At 40.5% G+C, this 18,896-nt stretch carries 14 protein-coding genes; 5 read left to right on the top strand and 9 right to left on the bottom strand.

What is annotated here, in order from left to right; all coding sequences use genetic code 11:
- Nucleotides 1–97: 97 nt before the first annotated feature.
- Nucleotides 98–3,658: an amino acid adenylation domain-containing protein gene (locus tag S4054249_RS24875; protein WP_046358502.1), complete on the top strand. Its 3,561-nt coding sequence runs from the start codon at nt 98–100 to the stop codon at nt 3,656–3,658.
- 53 nt (nt 3,659–3,711) lie between these two features.
- Here the strand turns inward: S4054249_RS24875 and S4054249_RS24880 are convergent, their stop codons facing one another.
- Nucleotides 3,712–5,616: a BNR-4 repeat-containing protein gene (locus tag S4054249_RS24880; RefSeq protein ID WP_046358501.1), complete on the bottom strand. Its 1,905-nt coding sequence runs from the start codon at nt 5,614–5,616 to the stop codon at nt 3,712–3,714.
- 363 nt (nt 5,617–5,979) lie between these two features.
- Here S4054249_RS24880 and S4054249_RS24885 point away from each other — a divergent pair, with 363 nt between their 5' ends.
- A complete protein-coding gene (locus tag S4054249_RS24885) occupies nt 5,980–9,144 on the top strand; it encodes a hypothetical protein (RefSeq protein WP_046358500.1) in 3,165 nt (1,054 codons plus the stop codon).
- A gap of 253 nt (nt 9,145–9,397) precedes the next feature.
- On the opposite strand, the gene S4054249_RS24890 is transcribed toward S4054249_RS24885, so the two are convergent.
- The 8 genes from S4054249_RS24890 to S4054249_RS24925 all read right to left on the bottom strand — a co-directional run bounded on the left by S4054249_RS24890 (nt 9,398) and on the right by S4054249_RS24925 (nt 16,754).
- Nucleotides 9,398–9,871 carry a GNAT family N-acetyltransferase gene (locus tag S4054249_RS24890; protein WP_046358499.1) on the bottom strand — a complete coding sequence of 158 codons (474 nt, stop codon included), beginning with the start codon at nt 9,869–9,871 and terminating at the stop codon, nt 9,398–9,400.
- Between the two features lie 160 nt (nt 9,872–10,031).
- On the bottom strand, nt 10,032–10,472 hold the full coding sequence (locus S4054249_RS24895; protein WP_046358498.1) for a nuclear transport factor 2 family protein: 441 nt from the start codon (nt 10,470–10,472) through the stop codon (nt 10,032–10,034).
- A gap of 383 nt (nt 10,473–10,855) precedes the next feature.
- Nucleotides 10,856–11,206, bottom strand: coding sequence for a hypothetical protein (locus S4054249_RS24900; RefSeq protein ID WP_046358497.1), 351 nt, complete (start codon nt 11,204–11,206; stop codon nt 10,856–10,858).
- Between the two features lie 170 nt (nt 11,207–11,376).
- Nucleotides 11,377–12,420 (bottom strand): radical SAM/SPASM domain-containing protein, encoded by a 1,044-nt coding sequence (locus tag S4054249_RS24905; RefSeq protein WP_080928479.1) that lies wholly within the window; start codon nt 12,418–12,420, stop codon nt 11,377–11,379.
- Nucleotides 12,421–13,199: 779 nt separating this feature from the next.
- Nucleotides 13,200–14,045 (bottom strand): acyl-CoA thioester hydrolase/BAAT C-terminal domain-containing protein, encoded by an 846-nt coding sequence (locus tag S4054249_RS24910; protein WP_046358495.1) that lies wholly within the window; start codon nt 14,043–14,045, stop codon nt 13,200–13,202.
- 20 nt (nt 14,046–14,065) lie between these two features.
- Nucleotides 14,066–14,770, bottom strand: coding sequence for a LytR/AlgR family response regulator transcription factor (locus tag S4054249_RS24915; protein ID WP_046358494.1), 705 nt, complete (start codon nt 14,768–14,770; stop codon nt 14,066–14,068).
- Nucleotides 14,771–15,784 carry a sensor histidine kinase gene (locus tag S4054249_RS24920; RefSeq protein ID WP_046358493.1) on the bottom strand — a complete coding sequence of 338 codons (1,014 nt, stop codon included), beginning with the start codon at nt 15,782–15,784 and terminating at the stop codon, nt 14,771–14,773.
- Between the two features lie 208 nt (nt 15,785–15,992).
- Nucleotides 15,993–16,754, bottom strand: coding sequence for a hypothetical protein (locus S4054249_RS24925; RefSeq protein ID WP_046358492.1), 762 nt, complete (start codon nt 16,752–16,754; stop codon nt 15,993–15,995).
- 331 nt (nt 16,755–17,085) lie between these two features.
- Here S4054249_RS24925 and S4054249_RS24930 point away from each other — a divergent pair, with 331 nt between their 5' ends.
- From S4054249_RS24930 to S4054249_RS24940, 3 genes are read left to right on the top strand one after another with little or no spacing between them, the layout of a single operon-like run.
- On the top strand, nt 17,086–17,886 hold the full coding sequence (locus tag S4054249_RS24930) for an AraC family transcriptional regulator (protein ID WP_046358491.1): 801 nt from the start codon (nt 17,086–17,088) through the stop codon (nt 17,884–17,886).
- A 4-nt stretch (nt 17,887–17,890) separates the two neighbouring features.
- On the top strand, nt 17,891–18,571 hold the full coding sequence (locus S4054249_RS24935) for an AzlC family ABC transporter permease (RefSeq protein WP_046358490.1): 681 nt from the start codon (nt 17,891–17,893) through the stop codon (nt 18,569–18,571).
- The gene (locus S4054249_RS24940; protein WP_046358506.1) at nt 18,571–18,870 is read left to right on the top strand and encodes an AzlD domain-containing protein; all 300 of its coding nucleotides are present in this window, start codon (nt 18,571–18,573) and stop codon (nt 18,868–18,870) included. The genes S4054249_RS24935 and S4054249_RS24940 overlap by 1 nt, the downstream gene beginning before the upstream one ends.
- The last annotated feature ends 26 nt before the right edge of the window (nt 18,871–18,896 follow it).

Raw genomic sequence — 18,896 nt, forward strand, 5'->3', positions numbered from 1 at the left:
CAAATTAACTTTTGCGTAATTGACGTAGCATTCTGATACCTTTTATACCGTGTTTATGAATAATTAAGCCCACAAAAAATAATAGAAGGAAACGTAAATGCATAAGGTAAAAAATAATTCGGTGCATGCGATTGAACACAAGACAATGTATGAGCTCATTCATTGGCAATATCAACAAGTGCCTCATCGCACAGCAATCATAGATGGGACTGAGGAGATCAGTTATGAAAAACTGATGTGTGCTGCAAGTGCAATCGCGACAAAAATTGAATCACAGAATATCTCAAGAGGGTCGCTGGTTGCGGTGTGTATGGCAAGAAAGTGGCAATTGATCGCAACGATGATTGGTATACATAAGGCTGGCTGTGCGTATATTCCTATTGACCCGAACTACCCGCAAAGTCGTGTTGAGTACATGTTATCTCATTCTAAAGCGCAGGCTGTCGTAGTGGATAGCCATGACACTTCTGCGCTGTGTGCAAAAGTAAAAACACACATAAGTTTAGATGCACTAGATTTCTCTTGGCAGCGTATTGAGCCTAGTGCCGATATTAAAGGGAGTGATTTAGCTTATGTGATTTATACCTCAGGATCGACAGGGAACCCCAAAGGGGTTGCTGTTGAGCAGCATAACTTGGTTGCCATGAGCAAGGCTCTGAGCAATGTATTTGGTCCTACAGAACTCCAAGGAGTGCTCGCTGCCGCGTCAGTATGTTTTGATACATCTGTGATGGAAACGTTGGGTACACTCTCATTGGGCGGTACAATTTTACTGGCAGAAAATGCGCTTGGATTGACCTCCTTGCCACATGCAGATCGAGTTAAAGCCTGTGTGATGGTGCCCTCTTCGATGTATGCAATACTCAACTCAGGACCGTTGCCAAAGAACATTGAATGTATTGTTTTTGGGGGTGAGGCACTCAAGCTTTCTCTGGTTAATAAAGTGCTTAGTCTGACTCCCCAGCCTCGAGTGATCAATGCTTATGGCCCGACAGAAGATACTGTATTTTCTACATTCAAACACATTGAAGTCGGTGAGAGCACCATTACGATAGGACAATCTGTTGTCAATTCAAGTGCTTATATTTTAGATGAAACCCTAAAGCCTGTGAGCAATGGCGTTGCAGGGGAGCTTTTTCTAGGCGGTGATAAGTTAGCCAGAGGGTATTTGCATGATCATGAGCAAACGCTTGAACGATTTGTTGAAATAAAAGTGAACCACCTGACGCCTAAACAAAGATTATACAGGACTGGTGATTTGTGCAGGTGGACAGATGCTGGAGAAATAGAGTTTTTAGGGAGAATAGATCAACAGATTAAGATCAGAGGGTTTAGGATTGAGCTGGGTGAAATTGAGTCAACCATAGAGTCGTTACCCTACATAAAAGCCGCGGCGGTAAGTGCGCCTGAGAATGATACGGGGCAAAAAGTGCTCGTTGCCTATATTGTAGAACAACCTGACGCGCCAAATCATGATGCGTTAAAGTCATTGTTATTAGCTCGATTACCAAAATACATGGTGCCAAATCTGTTTATGTCTTTGGAGCATTTACCACTTTTACCCAATGATAAGTTAGACCGCAGCAAACTGCCTAATTTGGAGCAAGTCAGGATAGCAAACCAAACTCAACGGGTAGGCGAGCGTAGGCACGTTCAGCATCCTCAATCTGGAGAAGTGGTCGCGCGTATTCAGCAAATGGTTGCAGTGCTTCTGGGGATTACAAATCCTGCACTTGTTGATCGTGACACAAGCTTGGAAAGCCTGGGTATCGACTCGTTGAGCCTAATGGAGCTCGCGAGCAGGATAAACAGCGTATTTGGTACATCTTTAACACCTGCAAATATATTGATGTTTCCAACACCTGCTTTGCTTGCGAGTCATTTATCGGCCGAGCAAGCATATTCCCCAGAACACAAAACACCGTACCTCGCTGAGACACTGAGCCAGTTCCAAATGTTATTGCAGTCCAGTCATCCAACATTTGGCTGTGCCAGTGCACAGGCATGGAGCATAGACGATAAAAGTCTATTGGTAGAGGCAATACTGAATATGGTCAATCGTTTAGGGATAAACCCATATGGAAAGGTTTTGCGCACGGGCAGCGCTTCAAAAGGTCTGATTGGAGATAGTTATAACGATGAACAGCGAGCATCAATAATTTGGTCGACGAATTTGTACTTTGGTCTAAATCGAGACCCACAAGTCATTGCACACGCAACGGACGCACTGGAAAATTATGGCACAGGGATGGGGATCTCCGCCGCTGCGACAGGTATGACAGATCAACATGTTGAGTTTGAGAAAGAGTTCGCAAAGTTGGTTGGTAAAGACAGTGCGTGTCTCTTCCCTACCGGGTATACAGCAAACCTAGGTGCCATATCTGGCATATTGAGTGCGAATGACATCGTGGTTATTGATCAGCTTTGTCACGCCTCAATTGTTGACGGTGCAAGGCTCAGTGGGGCCACTATCCGCACTTTCAAACACAATGATAAAGACGACTTAGCAAATGTGTTAGCGCAAGAGCGATCTGCATATCACACAACGTTAGTGGTATTAGAGAGTGTATACAGTATGGGCGAGGGTACCGCACCGGTTGCTGATATCGTGAAAACCGCGAAGCAATATGGTGCCTTGGTATTGGTAGATGAAGCACACTCTTTTGGCTTTTATGGCGAGAAAGGAGCGGGTGTATGTGCAGAGCAAGGTGTTAGTGATCAAGTTGATTTTATCATGACAACTTTGAGTAAAGCGATGGGGAGCATTGGTGGGGTGATTGCAGCCAGTGAAAAGCACGTCAAGTTACTTAGATCCGCATCGAGAGCTTATATTTTCCAAGCTTCAATTAGTCCTGCGGATATCGCTGCGGCATTGGCGTCTTTACGTATTTTACAAAACGATGATTCAATGCGGGCACAGCTTTGGGATCGAACACGTTATATGCGTCAGAAATTCGTGCAGGCCGGTTTTGATTTGGGGACTGGTGACGGGCCAATAATAACTCCACACTTTGGAGACAAAGATAAGTTATATGCGATTGTTCGGAGCTTGTATCAACGCGGGGTGCAAACCTTAGCTGTGACTTACCCAATTGTTGAAAAGGGGCGTGGACGACTACGTTTTATCTGCTCAGCATCCCATACATACGAAGATATTGATTATACGGTTAATGCGCTGATTGAATCTGAAAAGGAAGTGAACGCTCAATTTGATGAGGGGGTATTAAAACAATGCGCCAACCAGTGCACTGAATTAGAAACCGACTTGCCAAGTTTAAAAAGCTGGCGAGAAGAGTTCGTCCGTTACCTTAATGGTAATTTGCCATGTGAAGAAAAGCCACAGCCAGATCTCGCAATATCTATTTACCTTAAACCGACCAATGCCCCCGTGACTTTGGTATTTAAACATGGCCGAGCATATCGTTTGTGCGATGAGGTGAGCGGCTTAGCTCGTTGCGAATTGCATATTACAAGTAGTGAAGCGTTAAGTGCTTTGTTATCTGGCAATGTTCAGGCTTTGCTCGAAACTGTTTGCCATGCAGGTTGCATGTTAAAAGGACAAACTGAGGTGTTTGTGTGGTTTGTTGCAAGGTTGATTGAGCGCACTGTTAGTCGAGTGCATAAAAACGATCTAGAGGATGCGCTTGTAGATATGTAAGCAAATTAGGCCACTTGTAGGGTTTTATTGTGTAAGTGGCCTAATTTAATATTTTATTTCAGTGTTTTACAGCTCGTGTATCGGGTTAAATTTGTCATGTTGTTACTGTCGACAGATGTGATATTAAGCGGTAATGCTGATGTTACTGTTTTATTCCTGTTTACTAATACCAATGGGTTGTGGTCGGAATATTGATATGGATTCCCACCCGCTGCGATTGCGACGAACTTAGAATGAGCAGACGCATTGTGAATTGAACGAATATAGTTAAATTCACATAAATTTTTAAAATATGGATTAGTGCTTTCTAGTAGCGGTCGAGGATGCATTAATGCTTCAGTAAGTCTTCTTGCCTGCTCTTCACCTTGGTATACATCACTACCTTTTGTCGGTATAACTGCGATGGCTCCACCAGCAAGTGCATTATTAAAGCTCTTACGTAAATTTTTTAAATGGCCATGTGCTTCGTCATCAGGGGTTTGCGGGAAATATACATCATAAGTATTTTTACTCGGTTCTGAGAGTATCAATGTGCCAGATGAATAGCTGTGATCAACATCATTACTGATTTTTTCCTGAGACCAACTATAGCCATCATAGAAGGACTTTGCCAAATAATGGTGGGCAGTTAAGCTTGCATCTATACTGGTGCCATTATGAGTCACTCCGACATATAAAATCATGGGTTTTTTGTTTGCACCACTGCCAGTAAAATTAATGTCTTTCATAAATATTTTGCGTGTGACAGGCTCTCCTTCACGAAAATATTTTCTCGCGACAATTGGCTCATAGTCCGCCTCTGATTGAATTGGAAGCGTGATATTTTGATTTTTCGCGTTTTGCCAGCTCACACCACCATCCGATGAATGCATGTAATATAAGTTTGTTCTGTCGTCGATACTTCCGCCATGCACATCTTCATTGAGATATATATTGAAGGCCAAGACAATATCATTACCCTTTGCATTACCTACAACATAGTTACCTCTGTAATTGGCTAATACTTTAACGTTTTTCACTTGTATTGGGTGTGTGCCGTTAGGGTGTAACTCTGCAGTGACGAGTGCATTTCTTGCTTTTCCCTTGCAAGGATCCGTATTATACGTTCGATTTTTGCAATGCATGGTATAAATCACTCTAAAATACCCATCAGGTACCCAAAATAGTTTGGGGTAGGTAATGCCTCTATAGAGTGGTTTACCATTATTGCTTTGGAAGGGGTAAGTGCGGCTGTAGTCAAAAGTCGCGGGTGATACATCAACAAAGTCGTCGATATTATTCGGATACTTACTTCTAAAAATAAATGAGCCAGAATTTGCAGCTGATCCTGCAATTACAATATAGATATAGCCCTGTGCATCGACGTTTAACACAGCATTTTGATGCGGGTCATCTTTGTATAACATATGGACGAGCGTCGGTTTGGTGACTCTGTTACTGGCTGGGTTTATTTTAGAAACATATATGCCTAATGCATTCGTTTTACCATCAGAGCGTTTAAAAGATGATATGCTTTTTCCACCACCACTCGTTGAGCCGTATTGACCCAGCCCCTCAACAATCACAGGGCCTGAGTGGACAAAGTAAACATTATTGTTGTGTTCGATGGCCGTCGGATAGTGTTTTGCTGTGTAAGTACCTAAGTTCCCAGAATATTTACTTACGGTTTCTTTTGTACCATTGTGGTCAATATCGATTTTTACATCGGTCCAAGATAGCCTAAAACCAAAGCCATTAAATCCGTCTCTTTTAGAAAACTGCGTGACGGAATAAGCATTGCTGCCGCAAGATGAGCTCTCCCAATGTGTTAGGCACTCTCCTGTTGGTGACTTTAAATATGAATACACATTAAAACTATCTTTCCAAGGTGAGTGTGTGATTTCCTTCGGGTCATCAGCATAGCTCATTGAGCTAAATAAAAGTGCTGCTAGGGATCCCTTTAAGACTTCTTTTAACATTTAATTCTCCTTAATTTCCTTATGTTGTATTGAAGGTGATAAAAGCGATTGAGAATAAAGCTACCCGAGACAAGTGGTTAATTAAAGTGTCAAAAGTTACAGGTGTTAGTGAGCGGGACAACAGTTAAATAGTCGCTTTTGTATCTCTGTTGGATCCGAGTGAGGCTTGAAAGCACTGTTTTGATCTGTGAGCAAACGCTAAACTAGATGCGCTATCAACTTATCGGCGCAACAGCAGCTATATTGTGATTTTTACTTTTGTTTACCTTTTAATCAAATTGTTTCCTTATTGATATGGATATTGCTGTGTAATTCAGTACAATTTGCAGCCTTTTCAATAATTGTTCCGAGAAAACTGAATTTATGGGTAGACTGTTTCCTGCTTTTGCCACCTTACTGTATTGTCATGCAAGCTTTGCAGAGCACACAAATGTGATCACAAACTTTAATGATGTGATACCAGAGCAAATCGATTTAAGTCAATCAGAGGGGGGATGGATCCTCAGCTCTGATAGTGAGTCTGGTGGTCAAGTTTTGAAATCTTTTCCCACTGGAAAATCAATTGCATACATGGCTGAAACACGTTTTGTCGCGGTGAATGGTTTCGTTAAATTTGACTACAAGTTAGAGGGTACAAACAGCTTTGTTGTTAAGCTAAACGGTGAAACTATTTTGGCGCAGTCTACTCCAACTAATGGGTGGTTGACCTTTGAAACGAGTAAGGTCGCTGTTGGTGAAAATCTATTGCAATTTTTTCACAGTCCGGAGTCTTTTCCGTTCAATAATTTTGCGTATATTGATAATTTAGAGCTCTACGGTGCGCGCCTAGACAGCGATGACGATGGTCTTCAAGATGCTTGGGAATTGGCTTATGGCTTCAACCCAAATGAGGCGTCTGATGCTATGTTAGATGCAGACAATGATGGCTTATCATTATTGCAAGAGTACCAAGAACGAACCGAGTATAATTTAGCCGATACAGACAGTGACATGCTGCCAGACGGGTTAGAGCTCGAAAAAGGCACATCTCCAAAGCAAAATGACCGTACGCTGGATACGGATAATGATGGTTTTGAAAATTATGAAGAAGTCAAACTTGGCTCTGATCACAATAGTGCTGACTCTACACCTAGTTTAAAGGACGCTGAGTGGCATGTAGATTTTAACGATCAGGTTTTACCAAGTAATATCTCTATTTCATATGATGGCAAATTGGCACTTAGAGAGCGCCTTGAGGGGGGCTTTGAACTATCCGCGAAAAGCCTTTCTAAAGGGGATAGGGTAAATATCTCGATTCTCAGTGCTTCTGCCAAATCAGGCAGTTTATTTTTTGATTACTCTCATATTGATCCTGACCTTGGTTCAACGAATGGTTTTGTTGTCAGTATAAAAGACGATCCCTTCGGATATTTAGAAAGAAGGTATCAATACAATGAGTTTAGACAAAGAAAAAAAATCTCAACAGGCTATGGTGTATCAGAAGCCTACATCTGGTTCAACAGCCCTTCTTTGCATGATGTCGCTCAGAGCTTTTATTTAGATGACGTTATTTGGGTTCCTAATGATCTCGATTCGGACCAAGATGGATTACCAGATCATATTGAATTGGAATACTACTTAGATAGATTCGATAATTTGGATGCCCATTTTGATCAAGACGGTGACCTTTTATCTAATCTTGAAGAGTATCAGCTTGGTACAAGTATCATGTTAGCTGATTCCGACTCAGATGGCTTTATTGATTCATGGGAATTAGATAATGGATTCGATCCTCTATCATACAACAATGGTAGGGCAGACACTGATAAAGATGGTGTGAGTGACCGTGATGAGTCTTGGTTTAATTCCGATCCAAAAGATCCTGCATCGTTACCTGTCAATGCAGAGTCAGTACTAACACGTTTTGAAACACCACAACTTCCGAATTTTGTTGCGCTATCAGAAAGGGCAAACTTCAAATTTATTAAAAATGATGAAACCGGTTTCTATGAGCTGGTGAGCCCAATAATTCAACCTTCACAATATGCGGCGATTGAGTTCAGGGGCAAGTTTAGTGCAGCCTATCTTCATGCTCAATTGCAAGCTGTGGAAGGCGCACAATGTGGCACTTCAGTGTCTGCATTATCGTCAGGAAGTGGCGGAAGCTCGCCTGTAAGCTCTGATAGGCCATTTGGTTATATAATTGAGACTAAACCAGCTGACAGTTACGAGCGATATACCGTGAGTTGTCGAAATGAGACAGACAGTCCAATGCAGTTTAAGCTATTGGGGTTAATGTACATTGATGAAAATGCGTTAAATGGATTTGAAACGTCGGATATGGACGGTGATACATTGCCAGATTACTGGGAATATTTATCTTTAATTAATGAGTATGGATATTCGAATTTTGATGTTGTATTTAGTGAAGATAATCGACAATCAGATTTTGATAATGATGGCTTTACTAATCTAGAAGAATTTGAATTTGGAACCGCTGCGCATCTTGCTGATACGGATGGAGACCTTGTGATGGATGTTGAAGACACAGCGCCTCTTGATAGCAGTAAAGGTGAAAATCAAGCGCCAAGTGTAAGTAACTTTAAAGATGAAGTGACCTATGAAGCAATCGGTGAATTTACACCAATCGATAAGATGGTAACGTTTGATATCAGTGATAATGGCGCTAAGCCGCCCTACATTTCAATCGCTACTTATGATGTGCTTGAACATTCTAATTTCTATGACATGTTAGGTAAATACAAAGTTGAGTGGGAAGTGAGGGATTATGCCGGTCACGTTGTTCCACTTACGCAAATAATTACACTGGTTGATACTACAGCGCCGCAATATGATGCTGATAAATTAGTAGAGTATGATTTTTGGCTGGATGAAGAGCAGTCAAATAATGAAGTGGCGTTGGCAGAGCTGCTTGAACAGTCAGGGGTATTAAAAGACGCATCTTCAGACCATATCGCAGTTGGTTTAGGTGACAATGTATTGAAACCGGGCACGCATGAATATCTAATTGAAGCATCGGATGGTCGGGACAACACAGAGTTCTACACCATACCGCTGACGCTAAATATTCGTAACCCCTTGCCTGAGGTATCATTTAAGCAAGAAAGCTACACTGTGAAAGCGGGTGAAGAATTAACGATTGAAGCCATGATCAGTACTGATAAAGAAACAATCGTTAGCGATACATATTGGTCTGATGATTTTATATATGCGAGTCCTGATAATGGGATCTACTTTTCTTCAGGTAATGTAGGAAACACTGTGACCTTGAAAGCAACGACAACCGCTAAAAGCCAAACGGCAATCGTAGAATTTGTTGTAAAGAGCAATTCATACGAGACAGTGACAAAAACAGTGATTGTTAATGTGGAAGCTAGCTCAGAGGTGTCTAGTTCAGAGGGGTCATCGGGTACTTCGAAAAGTGGCGCTCAATCGCAAAGTAGCGGGGGAGGAAACTTGTTTTATTTGAACTTTTTACTGGTGTTCTTTGCATTGCTGAGAAGACGTTTGGTAGTACACTTAGCATAAACTCGGATCTCAATTTGAGCCTGAAAAATTAAGGTATGGTACTCAATAAAATCCATGCCTTGTGTTGATAATATAGCCCTGTTTATGACAGGGCTTTATTATTTTCTAGAAAGGCAGTTTTTACGGATTTGACATCTTAGAGGCAAGTATTTTGCTCCTTTTAGCTACTTCGTATTTGTGACAAGTCTATTTTTCTAGTTTACGCCTACATGAAATCGAGTAGGGTAATCTCTTCTTACGCGGGGCTTTAATATTAAATCAGAGTCTGCCGCATCTTTCGTCCCCCCACGGGCAGTAGGCCATTGCGTTGATAGAAGCTTAAAGTGCGTTCGAATTCAGGGAGTGGCGGCGTACAGAGCTCAATACATGCCCATTCTCGCTTGCGGCCAAAGTCTTTTATTTGCTCTATTAATAATGAACCCACCTGCTTTGATCTCAGCTCTTCTGATACGTAAAACTCTTGAATAACGCCTATTTTACCTCCTGCATATAATGCGTAAGTTTCTGTCATGGTGGCGACGGCAACAGGCTGGTGGTTGAGTGTGCCGATGATCGCTAAGTAATGCCCACCTTCTAGCAAATCTTGGCAACGCTCACTGGTACTTTTCACATCAATATTAAAGTGCTTGGCGTTGGTTTTGTGACAAATTTCAGAAGTGAGTTGCACAACCATTTTAGCAATGGCTACGCTGTCTTGGGTTGTGGCAACTTTAAAGTTTATATCCATATAACACCTTTATATTAGTTACGGGGTAAGGACGTATGCATGTTAAATTGAGTGTTTTATATCATCATTTACAACAGCTAGTATGCAGTAAGTGGTATCAATATGTCTTTTTACTGTGATGTAGCTAACTTAGTTTGAATCGCGACAATGCAAACACGCTTTACTTCTCTTGTGCTCTTGAAACATATTGAGCGACTTTACTGGTTACTTGCCATTTTTTGCCGTCAAAGACCAAATTCAAATAGTCTACATAGCCATGCTGCTTATGTTCGCCCCACGTAAACTCGACAGTCGCATTAGCCACATTGTTGGTTTTTAGGAGTTTGGTTATTTCAACTTTGGCATGCCACTTATTACCTGTATCTATCAGTTTAATAAATTGGTTGCGATTAAAACTATTGAAATGGTCGCGCTGGTCAAAAAATTGAATGGTTGCAGATTCTTGAAAGGCCATTTCAACATTTTTACCGATACCTTGTGTAACACCGGTAATATATGAGTTGATGGCTGCTTGTGGTGTAGCAAAATCTTGGGCATTTGCCTTAAACAGCGCACAGGTCAATACGATTAGACTGGCCGTGCACAATGTTGGGATATTCATTGTCATTCCTTTTTGTTTTTATTTGAGTCTAAAGTAATGTTAACCCTTCTTAGCCGTTTCAACAAATAGACTAAAATCATGAGGTAGAAAATCAGAGCGCGTTATCCGGGGTGCTGAGATGACGTCAGTGAATTATTGTCACATAAAACGAAGGTGTTGCTCCCAGTATGCATTTTGCGCTTTTTATGTGGTTCCGTTATGCATTTGGATAGAACTAAATCACTAACAACTATTTAGTTATTTAATGAAGAAATTATTAACGGTGGCGCTTTATTTTATCTATTTTTCGGTGAGTGTGTTTTTTTACAATATAGAACAACAGCGGTGAATAGAATGTAGGGGCCTATATTGCCCCTATATTTTATGTTAAGCAGTTAGACAAATTAGTTTTTTTCTAAAAATAGCCCGTCTAACGATGTACCATCTGAGAGTCCAATGCAATTTTGTGCTATTTTGTGGACTCTGACAGGGAGTTCTTGCGCTTGTGCTGAAAGAGCTAATGCATACCAGTTATCAGATGCTGGAGATGAAGTAGGCCAACCCCAGCGTCTGTCTTTATTATTGTCAATACAATGCTGTGCTCCGAAAGTTGGACCTCTCAATTCAAGGATAATTCTATCTGTATAAACTTCAATTTTCTTGATATGTACTGTTGCTTCAAAAGCCGCAGTTGCATCAAAGCTGCTTAAAAGTAAGCCTACTGATAAAGAGAACGCAGTGAGTAATTTTTTCATTTCTATCTTCTATTAAATATGTACTTAAGAATTTAGTTACTTTATATTAGGGAGATGAGTAATTTCAGGGCCCTTAATTCAATAGTTTTTAACGTATTAATATTGTTATATATTAATACTAAGATGCGACTATTATATTGTTAATAGGGTTTTTATCAATTTATTTAGAATTAATAGTTAACATAGCAGTCTATTTTCTCTTTCTTTGCTTCTTTTATTACTGTTTTGACCAAGGCTTTTCTCATCGGGTCATCTTCTATACTGCTAAAATCAGCAACCGTACATGAGGCACAAATACCTTGCTTGGGACTAAAGTCATATAAGGAGCGCCGCATCAAATTTAGTTTTTTTGACGTATATAAATCAAATATGGATGTTGTAGCAATGTTACCCACTTGCTCTAGGTTGGTATCACTGTCATGAAAAGACTCACAACAGGGTTGTACATTACCATCATAGAATATGGTGAACTCTCTAAAAGGCCTTGCACAGGGCATAATGCGCTTATAGTTAGATGAGCTATGATCCTCTAACGTGCCACCGCGGTTCGTGCCATGTTTACGCCAATCAGGCCATTGAATAATTACCCTGACACCAAGCTGCCTAAAGTCAATGAGCTCATGATTTTCTATATAAGACAATGACATTTTATCATCAAAGGCGGTGTACTCTAGCTTGTTAAGTAATTTGGTAACTCGTCGCAAAATTGTTTCGGGGGTCTGTGTAACATTGGGTAATGGATGCAAAGTTACGCAAATCTGGTCAAGGCCACTTGCACTGAGTGTGATTAATCTACTGAGCTTTAAATAATCACCATTAGAGTTAAAGCCAATGTGGCTTGCTGGTAAATACTGCCTAACAGTATGTATTTTGGACTCTAATGTGGGATCCATGAGTGGTTCATTGTACAAGTTTAGAGATATTTTATTATCGTAGCGAATTTGCGCTAATTCTTGACAAGCTTTTTCTAGCACCGAAGTGTCTAAGTATTTCTGTGCGCCATGTCGATCTGAAAAACTAACTGGGCAATAATCACACTTTCTATTACATTGATAAGAAAGCTCAAGGTTAATAATTTCGACGTGTTTTTTAAACAGTATTTTTTTCTCAGTATAAGTTAGGCGTTCACTACCTGCACCGCCCATTAATAACTTTAAATTTTCATTTCCATTAAAGCCAATTAGCTCAAAGTAATTCATATATAACCTGTCCATTTACAGCTAGTCAGGAGGTCAAAGAGATCTTTAAAATCGCTTCGTTATTCTTGTCTTTATCGTATCTATTAATTTTCTTTTCAACAGCTATTGGGCATGTTGATTTTTTGGCTGTAGATAAATTGAATTCTATTTTATGCACTATTCATGCCTAAAGTACACTGATTTAAGTGGTTTTATTGAGTTTTATGAAGTAATTAGTATGTGCCTATATGTAGTTTTCAATTTGATGAGTTCGCTTTTTAAGCATTTATATGATTTTATTTAATCTGCTAGTATTCTAAAAAATCCATGCAGACAAAATTGCGTATTTAATGAGCTAAACTCAATTCCTACGTGGCCATTCATTTTTTGTTAAATAAGGCGTTAAGCTTAATAAAAGTACTTTTTAAGTGGCGATTATCTTGTGTGTGAAAATCTAAATTGAGAATAATAAACTTAGTTTTTACATTTTAATTTTGTTTTGTTTTCTTTTTTAACCTTTTAAAGTGAAAGCTTCACTTTTATTATGGGTGATAATGGTTATTTACTCATGTTGTCTACTGAATAAAAACTTTATATCTAAAGAGCCGTGTCCTAAGCATTAAGGGTTTTTCTGGTTTTGTGTTCATCTACTCGGACATTGCTCTATTAATTTGCGGGTTTTGACTTATTTCGCTAGGTCTTTATGTTGTGATTCATGATAGAAGCCTCAATTTTGTCACCAAAGGTTGGGTCAGATTTCAAGTCTGTGCCTTAGCCGACATTGCAAGGCTTATGAGCCTTGCTGGTAATGCGTATTACTGACAAGTTGAAACCAATGTGTCTTTTAAAAACTCTCCGATTTGGTTTTGTGTATCTAGACTAAAGCTGTAATGCCCACCTTTAAGCGCAATATGTTTATATGAGTGAGGGTAGTTAACTTTGTTTAACTGCGCCATGATTTCATTAGACATGCTATATGATGGCCAGATTTCGTCTTGTTTAGCCGAAACGAGTAAAATAGGGCCATTGTTTTTTTCGATGGGAATGCGTGCAGCGCTAATAATATCTTTATGAGTGCTGGCGAGTGCTTGGTTAAAAGCGGGTGTAAACTCACCTGTAAAATTACCTTTTTGCATCTGCCAAGTTAGTAAGGGGGCATCGACATAATTAAGTGGCTTTTCGCGCAATTTCCAACCTGATCGCGAAGAAATGGTTTTAACCGCATTCCAACTGACATGAGTAGGCATTACAGCAACAACATGATTGATATTGTCAAAATGACTGCCTAGTAGTAGGGCTAACTCGGCCCCCTTGGAAAAGCCATAGACAGCGATGCAGTTTTCATTAATAAGAGGGTCTTTTGCCAAGGTATTGATCCGCGCAACGATATCCTCAAGTGATAACTCCACTTGTTGTGATGGCGTTGATTCTGTGCCGTAGTAGCCTAGTGCGGCCACTGAGATTCCCATATCATGAAAGCTATTTAAAAATGGTTGCCAAAGGGGCTTAGCTAAGGTGTTGCCTCCCTCACTGCCGCCAAATACAACGACCAACGGATGTTTTTCTCCATCATTGATAAAGTGTTTTTTTACGTCTGGATCAGAGCTCGAACTGCAAGCCGCAAGGAGCCCTACCAAGCAAAATGGCATCATTGATTTCATAATTTTTCCTGTTTTTATGGTTATAAATTGAGTATGTTTTTGAGGAGCTTTGCCCCGTTTCTACTGCTGATGACTTGTATACGTGAGTTTTGCAATGTGATTAGATAACCACCTGTCACCCAACGTTCAAGTGTGTCAATTCGGTGCGTGTTCACTATGCTATCTCGATGCACTCTTAAAAATTGATTTGGCAAAATGTGAGTTAAATCATCTAAAGCAAAATCAAGGGGGTATGATCGAGATGGCGTATGTGCAATGGCTTGGCCATGCTCAAGTTTGATGGTTTCGATGTGATTCACTTCAACCATACATACTTTGCCTGCAAATTTGCAGGTTAAAGTCTGAGTTGTTTTTTGTTGGCCAACTAACTGATGGTTAACTCGATTGAGTGCCAATGCCAACCTTTCGGTATCATAGGGCTTTAGCAAATAGTCTGTTGCGCCCATATCAAAAGCATCGACAGCAAACTCACTATATGCCGTGGTAAAAATCAGTTGCCCTGTGTACCCACTTTGGATAAATCGCTTGGCAAAATCGACGCCATTTATTTGGGGTAAATTGATATCAACAAACACCACATCAAGTTTTAGATCTTGAAGCTCAGTTAAACTAGCTATAGGTCTTGAATTGGTATAAACGAGCGTGCTTAGCTTTAGTTCTTCTAATTGAGAGGTAAGCTTATCTAACGCCGGTTGCTCGTCTTCAATTATGGCAACTTTAAGCATTTATACCGCTCCTTTTGACAATGCAAAGCATACTTTTGCACCACCATTTGGCACATTACTGAGCTCAAGTTGTGTGCCCATTTCAAGTTGTAACCTTGATTGCGTAATTGCTAAGCCAAGCCCATTATCTAGCTCGTCAGACAAAGTATGATCCGCAAACCCTTGGCCGTTGTCTTCTACAGATATGGTAAAGCTATGGTCATGATCAGTTGCACTTATTTTTACGATGAGTGGCTTCAATACACTGTGCTTAAGCGCATTTTCTAGCAGGGGTTGTAAGATCATGGCTGGGATCTGTGCATTGAGTAAGTTGTCCTGAATATCAAATACGAATGTCACATCCTTACCGAAACGTGCTTTCTCTATTTCACACCATTGATTAATAGCCACCAGTTCATCCGCCAGTGAGACAGTTTTATTTTGCGCATTGCTATTGCTGGCATTATTTATGGAGTATCGCAACACCGTGGATAAGCTATGTACCAGTTGTTGTGCCGTTTTTGGTTTTGCCACAGTAAGCGCTGAAATGGTATTTAGACTGTTAAACAGAAAGTGCGGGTTGAGCTGGCTATGCAATACTTTAATTTCGGCTTGCTTTCGCAGAAGTTGCTCGTCTTTAAGGTGCTTCTGATTTAAATAAAACTTACAGAGCACAAAAATGCCTATGCTCCAAGGCAGTGCCACGAATATGGCATCAGTGATTGTAAGTGCTGGAATATTAAGTAATATCGCTCTTAAGCTTCCCCACGTGTAACTGCCTAGTACAACAGCGAAGTAAAATGCACTTATTTGTGCTAGCCAATTTTTTATTTTTAATATGTTAATACCAAGGTAGCTAATAATCATAGGTAGCCAATACATAAACAGCACGCACAGCAGCGACGAATATAAAATCAAGCTTGAGTAAGCCATACCTCGCTGAATCCAGTCTGTAAAGCTGATAGCTAAACTCACCAGTGCCATGATTACCAGTGCAAGCAGTTTTTCTGTATTGTTTAAGTGTATTTCAGTCATAACAAGATCAAAAAGTAGATAGTGCAAAGCTATATTACTGATAAATAAAGGGAGTGCAGTAAAAACTAGGCTCAATAGTCGTTTTTTGACTGTGAATGGTCAGCGAGAGGTTATTTGTGCAAGTTTTTGAATTGGGCAATAAAAAAGCGGCAAAGTATTACCGCTCTTAATTGACCACATTGTGAATTCTGAGGGTTAAAAATTTAGACTAATTACGATTGTCGTAAGCTTGCCATTCCAAGAATAAGCCAATTGTGTGGCCGCCAATTCTACCTGCTTCTGAGATGTCATCATGTATTGCCATTGCTGCATCTCTATACATCACTGAGGCATCAATGAGCTGCTCCTTATGCTCGTCTTTACATTCAAGTGCTAAAGTTTCGTCAGGCAAGTTGTCACAGTCGCGATAAGTGGCATTTAGGTCATCGACAATATGTAATTTGAAGTGATCAGATAAGTCTCCAACGTACTGTGTGATAAGTGGTTCTGAGATGAATTTAATGGCCTTGAAGGAGGCTGGTAAGGTCCAGCAGCGTTGCCATGTGGCTTGAAATTGCTGCTCGGTTTGCTCCAAATAAGCGATATGATTTGTCGCATGATGAGACTGTTGACTATAACTCAGTGCGATATCAAATGCGGCACAATTTTGCGGTGCTGCAACCAATGATTTTTGTGCTGTGTTGTATACGGCGTGATATGACTTCCAAGCAGGCGCATAGCTGTGTGCGAAGTTAAACCAGAGGTCTTGCATGGTGTTAACCAAGGCATCGTGAAACCTTGGGTCATGGGATACGCCATGTTTAGCTAACCAGTTTAGGTTGTCTAATGCTGCACGGTTCTCATTGTTTGCAATCAATTCAAATGTTTGCGCTAGCATCTGATTTACATCGACAAGGTCTGTATTCGCAAAGCTTGTAGAATTTGATACAGCAGCGAAAAATAAAGAGGTTGCACAGATGAACTTTTTCATATTTCTTTTTTCCTTAAAGAGTTATTTTGATGTTTTAAATAATGCCTTTCGTGGCAATAACCTTAATTTCTAGTGTTTAGGTATTAGTAAGTAAGGTGTTTTTAGTAAGCAATTCGTATGCCATATCTTGGTGAGTTGAAGGAGCTTTTGGCGCTATATTGATTATTAGAGGCTGCATAAGCCTTTGGTTAATAAGCTATAAGAGAATAGTCTGCGTTTTTTGCTCGCTAAGGTTAATCAAACTTGAGGCTTTGGATTGCAAACTGCGCAATTTTGTACAAGCTCTTTTAGGTCGCTTACGTTAAGCTGAGTTTGAGTAAGGGAGAAATCTATGCAGCAATCAAAATTTAGCTTTCATCACGAACTAGGTGGTTTGGAAGTACTTCATAATATAGATAAAAAAACTGATTTTGGGCGGCACAATCACAGTGGATACACGGTGGCTTTGGTCGATTGCGGCGCACAGCGTTTTTTTCGAACTGGCGCGCAGCACCTTGCTGGTAAACATAGCCTAATTTTGATTAATGCTGAACAAGTACATGATTGTAAAAAGGCGTGTGAGGGGATCTCATCTTATCGTTCTATGTATCCAACGCCGGAGTTGTTTAACAGCTTAATGGACTGCAACCAAAGCCGTGCGCCTTACTTCAGTGAGGCTGTGATGCATAATCCAGTGCTTGCCCTGCAGCTACATGACTTGTTTACCACATTGGACTCAGCAGCGAGCTTGCTGGAAAAGCAAACTAAGCTGGTGCGTTTTTTAGATAATTTGTGCCAGTCAGCAGGTAGGCTTACGTTAGTTGATGAGCAAAAGTCGCTGAGATGTAGAATAGAGTTAGCAAAATCTTATCTGCTCGATCATTTGTTTGATGACGTGTCATTGGCTGATTTAGCGCAGCTTATTCATATGAGCCATTTTCATTTTGTTCGTTCTTTTAAAGCTCAGACAGGGCTGACGCCTCATGCATTCCAGATTCAACATAGATTGAATCACGCCAAGGCACTGCTGCGTAATGGGAAGAATATCGCTGAGGTGGCAAATTATGTGGGGTTTTATGATCATAGCCACTTCAGCCGCCACTTTAAGAAAAATATGGGTATAACTCCGAATCAATATAGGCAGGCATGTTAGTAAGATGAAAGTTGCAATTAAAAAAGGGCTGTTAGATATGCTACCGCTAAATCTTGCGGTATTACCTTGGGGGTTACTATGTGGCTCGCTAGCTATTCAAAATGGCTTTACTGCCGTGGAGGCACAGCTGATGTCGGTACTGGTTTTTGCCGGTTCTGCCCAATTAGTCGCTGTGGAGCTGATGGCCAAGGAGGCATCCTTGCTAACGCTGATTGTGACGACGTTTATCATCAGCGCACGTCACTTGCTTTATGGTTTGGCCATACGTAATAAAATGATTGATAAGCCTCTAAAGTGGCGTGGCCCAATCGCATTTTTTTTAACAGATGAGTTATTTGCTTTTTCTCATCATCATCGTGCATATCAAGGAAAGTTGCGTCTTGTGTATGCCTTAGTGGCAGGCGGCAGCTTTTATCTTGCGTGGAATTTATGGACTTTTTTTGGCATCGTGGCAGGGCAGTTTTTACCTGACTTGACGAACTTAGGTTTGGACTTTGCTATTGCTGCTATTTTCATCGCGCTGGTGGTGCCAGGCGTGTCAAACTTACCGATCTTGTGTGCTTGTTTAGTTTCAGGGCTCAGTATGCTGTACTTCAAAACTGTTCAGTTTGAATTCGGTTTAGTCGCTTCAGCTTTGCTTGGTATGAGTACGGGATATGTTTTACAAGCAAGGGAGGATAAATGATGATAACCACCATTGCTGTACTTGCTTGTGTCACCTTTGCCACGCGGTATTTGTTTTTAGCAAAAAACTTGCCGTTTACTATTGGTCCTAGATTTCAACGCTTGCTGAGCTTTAGCGCACCTTGTGTTCTTACGGCCATATGGGTGCCGATTGTATTTATGCCAAATGGAGAGTTTGTGACTGAGTTGAATAATCCTTATTTAATAGGTGCTTCAGCGGCGGTCTTTTTAGCGTTTAAGTTCAAAAATCTATATCTCACCACCTTCGGAAGCTTGCTTGTGTTTTATTTGTTTTTTTGAACCACTTTGGGCCCTGAAACGAGTTC

This window comes from Pseudoalteromonas luteoviolacea (genome assembly GCF_001750165.1).
In the GTDB taxonomy this organism is placed as follows: Bacteria; Pseudomonadota; Gammaproteobacteria; order Enterobacterales; family Alteromonadaceae; genus Pseudoalteromonas; species Pseudoalteromonas luteoviolacea_G.

Excerpts from the sequence above, each read along its gene's own strand:
- S4054249_RS24930 (WP_046358491.1), top strand. The coding sequence starts at position 17,086 with ATGCAGCAATCAAAATTTAGCTTTCATCACGAACTAGGTGGTTTGGAA.
- S4054249_RS24915 (WP_046358494.1), bottom strand. The coding sequence starts at position 14,770 with ATGCTTAAAGTTGCCATAATTGAAGACGAGCAACCGGCGTTAGATAAG.
- S4054249_RS24905 (WP_080928479.1), bottom strand. The coding sequence starts at position 12,420 with ATGGACAGGTTATATATGAATTACTTTGAGCTAATTGGCTTTAATGGA.
- S4054249_RS24890 (WP_046358499.1), bottom strand. The coding sequence starts at position 9,871 with ATGGATATAAACTTTAAAGTTGCCACAACCCAAGACAGCGTAGCCATT.
- S4054249_RS24885 (WP_046358500.1), top strand. The coding sequence starts at position 5,980 with ATGGGTAGACTGTTTCCTGCTTTTGCCACCTTACTGTATTGTCATGCA.
- S4054249_RS24875 (WP_046358502.1), top strand. The coding sequence starts at position 98 with ATGCATAAGGTAAAAAATAATTCGGTGCATGCGATTGAACACAAGACA.
- S4054249_RS24925 (WP_046358492.1), bottom strand. The coding sequence starts at position 16,754 with ATGAAAAAGTTCATCTGTGCAACCTCTTTATTTTTCGCTGCTGTATCA.
- S4054249_RS24935 (WP_046358490.1), top strand. The coding sequence starts at position 17,891 with ATGAAAGTTGCAATTAAAAAAGGGCTGTTAGATATGCTACCGCTAAAT.
- S4054249_RS24895 (WP_046358498.1), bottom strand. The coding sequence starts at position 10,472 with ATGAATATCCCAACATTGTGCACGGCCAGTCTAATCGTATTGACCTGT.
- S4054249_RS24900 (WP_046358497.1), bottom strand. The coding sequence starts at position 11,206 with ATGAAAAAATTACTCACTGCGTTCTCTTTATCAGTAGGCTTACTTTTA.
- S4054249_RS24910 (WP_046358495.1), bottom strand. The coding sequence starts at position 14,045 with ATGAAATCAATGATGCCATTTTGCTTGGTAGGGCTCCTTGCGGCTTGC.
- S4054249_RS24940 (WP_046358506.1), top strand. The coding sequence starts at position 18,571 with ATGATAACCACCATTGCTGTACTTGCTTGTGTCACCTTTGCCACGCGG.
- S4054249_RS24920 (WP_046358493.1), bottom strand. The coding sequence starts at position 15,784 with ATGACTGAAATACACTTAAACAATACAGAAAAACTGCTTGCACTGGTA.
- S4054249_RS24880 (WP_046358501.1), bottom strand. The coding sequence starts at position 5,616 with ATGTTAAAAGAAGTCTTAAAGGGATCCCTAGCAGCACTTTTATTTAGC.